The organism is Pseudomonas sp. 05T35, from assembly GCF_056396605.1.
The window spans coordinates 1-5,363 of sequence record NZ_JBFTLU010000368.1; the positions used below are offsets into that span (position 1 = coordinate 1).

5 protein-coding genes and 1 pseudogene are annotated in these 5,363 nt (G+C 60.2%); 4 read left to right on the forward strand and 2 right to left on the reverse strand.

The window, feature by feature from the left end:
• Positions 1-69: 69 nt before the first annotated feature.
• Positions 70-504: a rhodanese-like domain-containing protein gene (locus tag AC1DH9_RS22860; RefSeq protein ID WP_427545353.1), complete on the reverse strand. Its 435-nt coding sequence runs from the start codon at positions 502-504 to the stop codon at positions 70-72.
• Positions 505-604: 100 nt separating this feature from the next.
• On the opposite strand from AC1DH9_RS22860, the pseudogene AC1DH9_RS22865 reads away from it, so the two are divergent.
• Positions 605-1,359: pseudogene (locus tag AC1DH9_RS22865) on the forward strand (helix-turn-helix domain-containing protein).
• 72 nt (positions 1,360-1,431) lie between these two features.
• Here AC1DH9_RS22865 and AC1DH9_RS22870 read toward each other — a convergent pair.
• A complete protein-coding gene (locus AC1DH9_RS22870) occupies positions 1,432-2,661 on the reverse strand; it encodes an acyl-CoA dehydrogenase (RefSeq protein WP_054596576.1) in 1,230 nt (409 codons plus the stop codon).
• Between the two features lie 177 nt (positions 2,662-2,838).
• Between AC1DH9_RS22870 and AC1DH9_RS22875 the strand changes: the two genes are divergently transcribed.
• The 3 genes from AC1DH9_RS22875 (at position 2,839) to AC1DH9_RS22885 (ending at position 5,344) form a co-directional block, all read left to right on the forward strand.
• A complete protein-coding gene (locus AC1DH9_RS22875) occupies positions 2,839-3,774 on the forward strand; it encodes a LysR family transcriptional regulator (RefSeq protein ID WP_427545348.1) in 936 nt (311 codons plus the stop codon).
• A 121-nt stretch (positions 3,775-3,895) separates the two neighbouring features.
• On the forward strand, positions 3,896-4,294 hold the full coding sequence (locus tag AC1DH9_RS22880) for a MerR family transcriptional regulator (RefSeq protein WP_427545346.1): 399 nt from the start codon (positions 3,896-3,898) through the stop codon (positions 4,292-4,294).
• Between the two features lie 150 nt (positions 4,295-4,444).
• Positions 4,445-5,344, forward strand: coding sequence for a hydroxymethylglutaryl-CoA lyase (locus AC1DH9_RS22885; protein WP_427545344.1), 900 nt, complete (start codon positions 4,445-4,447; stop codon positions 5,342-5,344).
• Positions 5,345-5,363: the final 19 nt, after the last annotated feature.

Here is a 5,363-nt window from a genome sequence, read left to right on the forward strand (position 1 = left end):
CAGGATTTGCGAGGACTTCGTCCTCGAACGCAGCCTCGCAGGCTCGACAGCTGCTACGGCGTGTTGTGATCAGCACTCGCATCCGATTGCAGCGCTGGCTGGCCGTTCAACCGGGTGGCTCAGTTCAAAGCCTTCATCCAGCCATCCGGTCACTCCACCGATCATTTCCTTGACCGGGTATTCCAGCGCCGCGAGCTTCACCGCAGCCTTGTTCGCGCCGTTGCAGTGCGGACCGGCGCAATACACCACGAACAGCGTGGTTTTCGGGTAAGCCGCCAATACTTCAGCACTGATCAAGCGCCCAGGAATGTTGATCGCGCCCGGCACATGTCCGCGTTCGAACGCCAGTGGACCCCGTACGTCCACCAGAATGAAGTCCACGTCACCCGCCTGCTGGCTGCCAAAGACGTCGGAACAGTCGGTTTCAAAGGTCAGGCGGTTGCTGAAATGCATCAGGGCAACGGCGGATGGGGCGGCAGGAATTTCGCGAACCAGGCTGGTCATGGGTGCTCTCCAAAGCGTGTGTGGGCGTGAGAGGACTGTATCCAACTCGCCGATACCGCTACAGTGGCGCACAAGACACTCACTGGGAATTTTCCGCCAAATGCACACTGAACCCGGATTAGTCGCGATTCTGGCCTACGACGGTCTCTGCACCTTCGAGTTCGGGATTGCCGTGGAGATCTTCGGGCTGGCACGGCCAGAGTTCGACTTTCCTTGGTACGAACACCGGATCGTCGCTGTCGATCAGGGGCCGATGCGCGCCATGGGCGGCATTCAGGTATTGGCGGACGGCGGCATGGAACTGCTGGACACCGCGCGGACCATCATCATTCCCGGTTGGCGCAGCCGCACTGAACCAGTGCCTGAAGCGCTGCTTTCGGCCCTGCGTCAGGCGCATGCCCGAGGCGCGCGGCTGCTGTCGATCTGCTCCGGGGTGTTTGTACTCGCAGCCACGGGGCGCAACGCACTGGCGGGCAGGCACAGTTCATTCCCGCCCCCGTCAGCCGCACACCCCGCAGTGATCTGTCGCGCGTCATGCAGTGGGCCCGCGAACGCCTGCATGAACCATTGGGTGTACGCGAACTGGCGAGCCAGGCCGCCATGAGCGAGCGAACTTTTTTACGACGATTCAGCGAAGCCACCGGTGCCTCGCCCAAATCCTGGCTGCAACAACAACGGCTGGCACGCGCCCGGGAACTGCTGGAAAGCAGCGCGCACAACACCGAGTCCATCGCGCTGCAATGTGGTTACCGTTCGGTGGAGAGTTTTCGCGTGGCGTTTCGCAGCGTGGTCGGGCTACCGCCGTCGGTGTATCGGGAGCGGTTTGGCCGCGAAGTGAAAACGCTGTCGATGTGAGGGGTGATTGCAAACGCACTCACCCGCAAACGCAGCAGCACTGTGTTTGCGGGTGAGGTACAGCGCCGAAGCTTAGTGTCCGCTGCGCAGCATTTCATTCGGCACATATTTGCCAATTTCAAACTTGCCGATCGCTGCGCGGTGCACTTCGTCCGGGCCATCGGCCAGACGCAGCGTACGTTGCATGGCGTACATGTAGGCCAGCGGGAAATCATTTGAAACGCCCGCACCACCGTGGATCTGAATCGCCCGGTCGATCACCTTCAAGGCCACGTTCGGCGCCACCACCTTGATCTGGGCGATTTCGCTTTTCGCCACTTTGTTACCCACGGTGTCCATCATGTAGGCAGCCTTGAGGGTCAGCAGCCGCGCCATGTCGATTTCCATCCGCGAATCGGCGATCTTGTCGATATTGCCGCCCAAGCGTGCCAGCGGTTTACCGAAGGCGGTGCGGTTGATCGAGCGCTTGCACATCAATTCCAGTGCGCGCTCCGCCATGCCGATCGAGCGCATGCAGTGGTGTATCCGGCCTGGGCCAAGGCGCCCCTGGGCGATCTCGAAACCACGGCCCTCACCCAACAACACGTTTTCATAAGGTACACGGACGTTCTCGAACAGCACTTCGGCGTGACCGTGAGGCGCGTCGTCGTAACCGAACACCGGCAGTGGACGGACGATCTTCACGCCAGGCGTATCCACCGGCACCAGGATCATCGAGTGCTGCTGGTGGCGCGGTGCGTCAGGGTTGCTCAGGCCCATGAAAATCAGGATTTTGCAGCGTGGATCRCACGCGCCGGAGGTCCACCACTTCTTGCCGTTGATCACCCACTCGTCGCCATCACGCACCGCACGGGCGGCCATGTTGGTGGCATCGGAGGACGCCACGTCCGGCTCGGTCATGGCGAACGCCGAGCGGATCTCGCCACGCAGCAGCGGTTCCAGCCAGCGCTGCTTCTGCTCTTCATTGGCGTAGCGCACCAACACTTCCATGTTGCCGGTATCCGGCGCCGAGCAGTTGAACGGCTCAGGTCCGAGCAAGGAGCGGCCCATGATTTCCGCCAATGGTGCGTATTCCAGGTTGGTCAGGCCGGCGCCCAGTTCGGATTCCGGCAAAAACAGGTTCCACAAGCCTTCAGCCTTGGCCTTGTTTTTCAGCTCTTCCATGATCGCCGTCGGCTGCCAGCGATCGCCTTCAGCGACCTGACGTTCGAACACTGCTTCGGCAGGATAAACATACGCATCCATGAACGCAGTCACGCGCTCACGCAGTTCCTGGACCTTGGGGGAATAGGCGAAATCCATGGGCAGCTACCTTTTTTGACGAGGTGTTGAAGACGTTGTTGAGGTCATGAATCGATGCTAGATCAGCGTTGATAATTTACCTAGCCTATTCTCGGCGTGTATTAACATTCATCACCGATATATGATCGACTGATCGAGCCCTCCTGCCCCTATAACAAGAGCTAGAGCAAAAACGCCATGAATCTAAGCAAGGTCGACCTCAATCTTTTCATCGTCTTTGACGCGATCTACACCGAAGCCAACCTGACCCGCGCCGGGCAAATTGTCGGCATTACCCAGCCTGCGGTGTCGAACGCTCTGGCCCGCCTGCGCGAGACCTTCAACGACCCATTGTTCGTGCGTACCGCCCAGGGCATGGTGCCCACGCCCATGGCGCAAAACATCATCGGTCCGGTGCGCAACGCACTATCGCTGCTGCGGGTATCGGTGCAGGAAAGCCGGATTTTCAACCCGTTGCAGGCGGTCAAGACCTATCGCATCAGCATGACCGACCTCACCGAGGCGGTGATCCTGCCGCCGCTGTTCCAGCGCCTGCGACGCCTGGCGCCGACGGTGATCATTGAGAGTTTTCTGTCGAAACGCCGCGAGACCACCAAGGAGCTCGCCGCTGGCCGCCTGGACTTTGCCGTCGATGCCCCGCTCAACACCGACCCGCAAGTGCGCCACGTCAAGTTGATGGAAGACCGTTATGTGTGCGCCATGCGCAAGGGTCATCCGATGGCGAGCAAGGAAAAATTCTCCCTCGACGACTACCTGTCACTGACCCATGTGCACATTTCCAGCCGCCGCAGCGGCCTGGGTTATGTCGACCTGGCCTTGGGCAAAATGGGCATCCAGCGCAAGATCGCCCTGCGCTCGCAACATTACCTGATGGCCTCCCAGGTGTTGCAGCAAACCGATATGGTGATGACCGTGCCGGAGCGTTTTGCCCGGCGTCATGACCTGCACGCCTTCTATCTGCCGGTCAATGATGTGCCGCCGGTGGAGACCCACCTCTACTGGCACGAAAGCACCGATCAGGACCCGGCCAACCGCTGGATGCGCGAGCAGATGATCGAGTTGTGCCAGCAAGTGACGGCGCATGAGAAGAAGCTCGACAAGCAGTTGGCTTGAGGAAGGTTGAAGGATTGCAGGCTGCGCACTGTAAAGGCATATGCCTGCGATTTTTTCCTCCTTGACGTTTACGTCAACCTGACATTAGCTTAGCGCCATGACCTCTTTTTCGAGCGCGCCCATGAGCAGCCAGACCTATAGCATTTCCGACCTCGCCCGCGAGCTCGACATCACCACTCGCGCCATTCGCTTTTACGAAGAGCAAGGCCTGCTCAGCCCTGAGCGTCGCGGCCAGGAACGTATCTATTCGCCACGCGACAAGGTCAGCCTGAAGCTGATCCTGCGTGGCAAGCGCATCGGTTTTTCCCTGGCCGAATGCCGCGAGCTGATCGAGCTCTACGATCCMTCCAGCGGCAATCAGAAACAGCTGCACAGCATGCTGGCGAAAATCACCGAGCGCCGTGAACAGCTTGAACAGCAACTGCTGGACATCGAGCAGATGAAACTGGAACTCGACACCGCCGAAGAACGCTGTATCCAGGCGCTGGAGCAGACGATCAAGAGCCAGCAGCCGGTTTAGCAGGTCTACGCAATCCACTGTGGGAGCGAGCTTGCTCGCGATGAGGGTGTGACATTCAACATTGATGCTAGCCGAGAGTCCGCCATCGCGAGCAGGCTCGCTCCCACAAGATTCTCTGAACATTCAAGCAATCACAACAGGTCCATTGCCATGTCCCTCCCCACCCACGTACGCCTGATCGAAGTCGGCCCACGCGATGGCTTGCAGAACGAAGCCCAACCCATCAGCGTTGCGGACAAGGTGCAGTTGGTCGATGCGCTCAGCGCTGCTGGCCTCGGCTATATAGAAGTCGGCAGTTTCGTTTCGCCGAAATGGGTACCGCAAATGGCCGGCTCGGCCGAGGTTTTCGCACAGATCCAGCGCAAGCCCGGGGTGACCTATGGCGCACTGGCGCCGAACCTGCGCGGGTTCGAAGACGCGGTGGCTGCCGGGGTCAAGGAAGTCGCCGTGTTCGCCGCCGCGTCCGAAGCCTTCTCGCAACGCAACATCAATTGCTCGATCAGCGAAAGCCTGGCGCGCTTCGTGCCGATCATGGACGCCGCCCGGCAACACGGGGTCAGTGTGCGCGGCTACGTGTCCTGTGTGCTCGGCTGCCCTTACGAAGGTGACGTAGCGCCTGAACAAGTCGCCCTGGTTGCACGCGAGCTGTACGCCATGGGCTGCTACGAGGTCTCCCTCGGTGACACCATCGGTACCGGCACCGCTGGCGCAACGCGCAAGATGTTCGAAGTGGTTTCAGCCGACGTACCACGGGACAAACTGGCCGGGCATTTCCACGACACTTACGGTCAGGCCATGGCCAACATCTATGCCAGCCTGCTGGAAGGGATTGCGGTGTTCGACAGTTCCATCGCCGGCCTCGGTGGCTGCCCATACGCCAAGGGCGCCAGCGGTAACGTCGCCACCGAAGACGTGTTGTACCTGCTCAACGGCCTGGGTATCGAGACTGGCGTCGACATGGACAAACTGATTCTGGCCGGCCAGCAGATTTGCAACGTCCTGGGCCGTCCCACCGGTTCACGCGTGGCCAAGGCCCGCAGCGCGAAGTGATGTGTCGGCGGTGTTACCG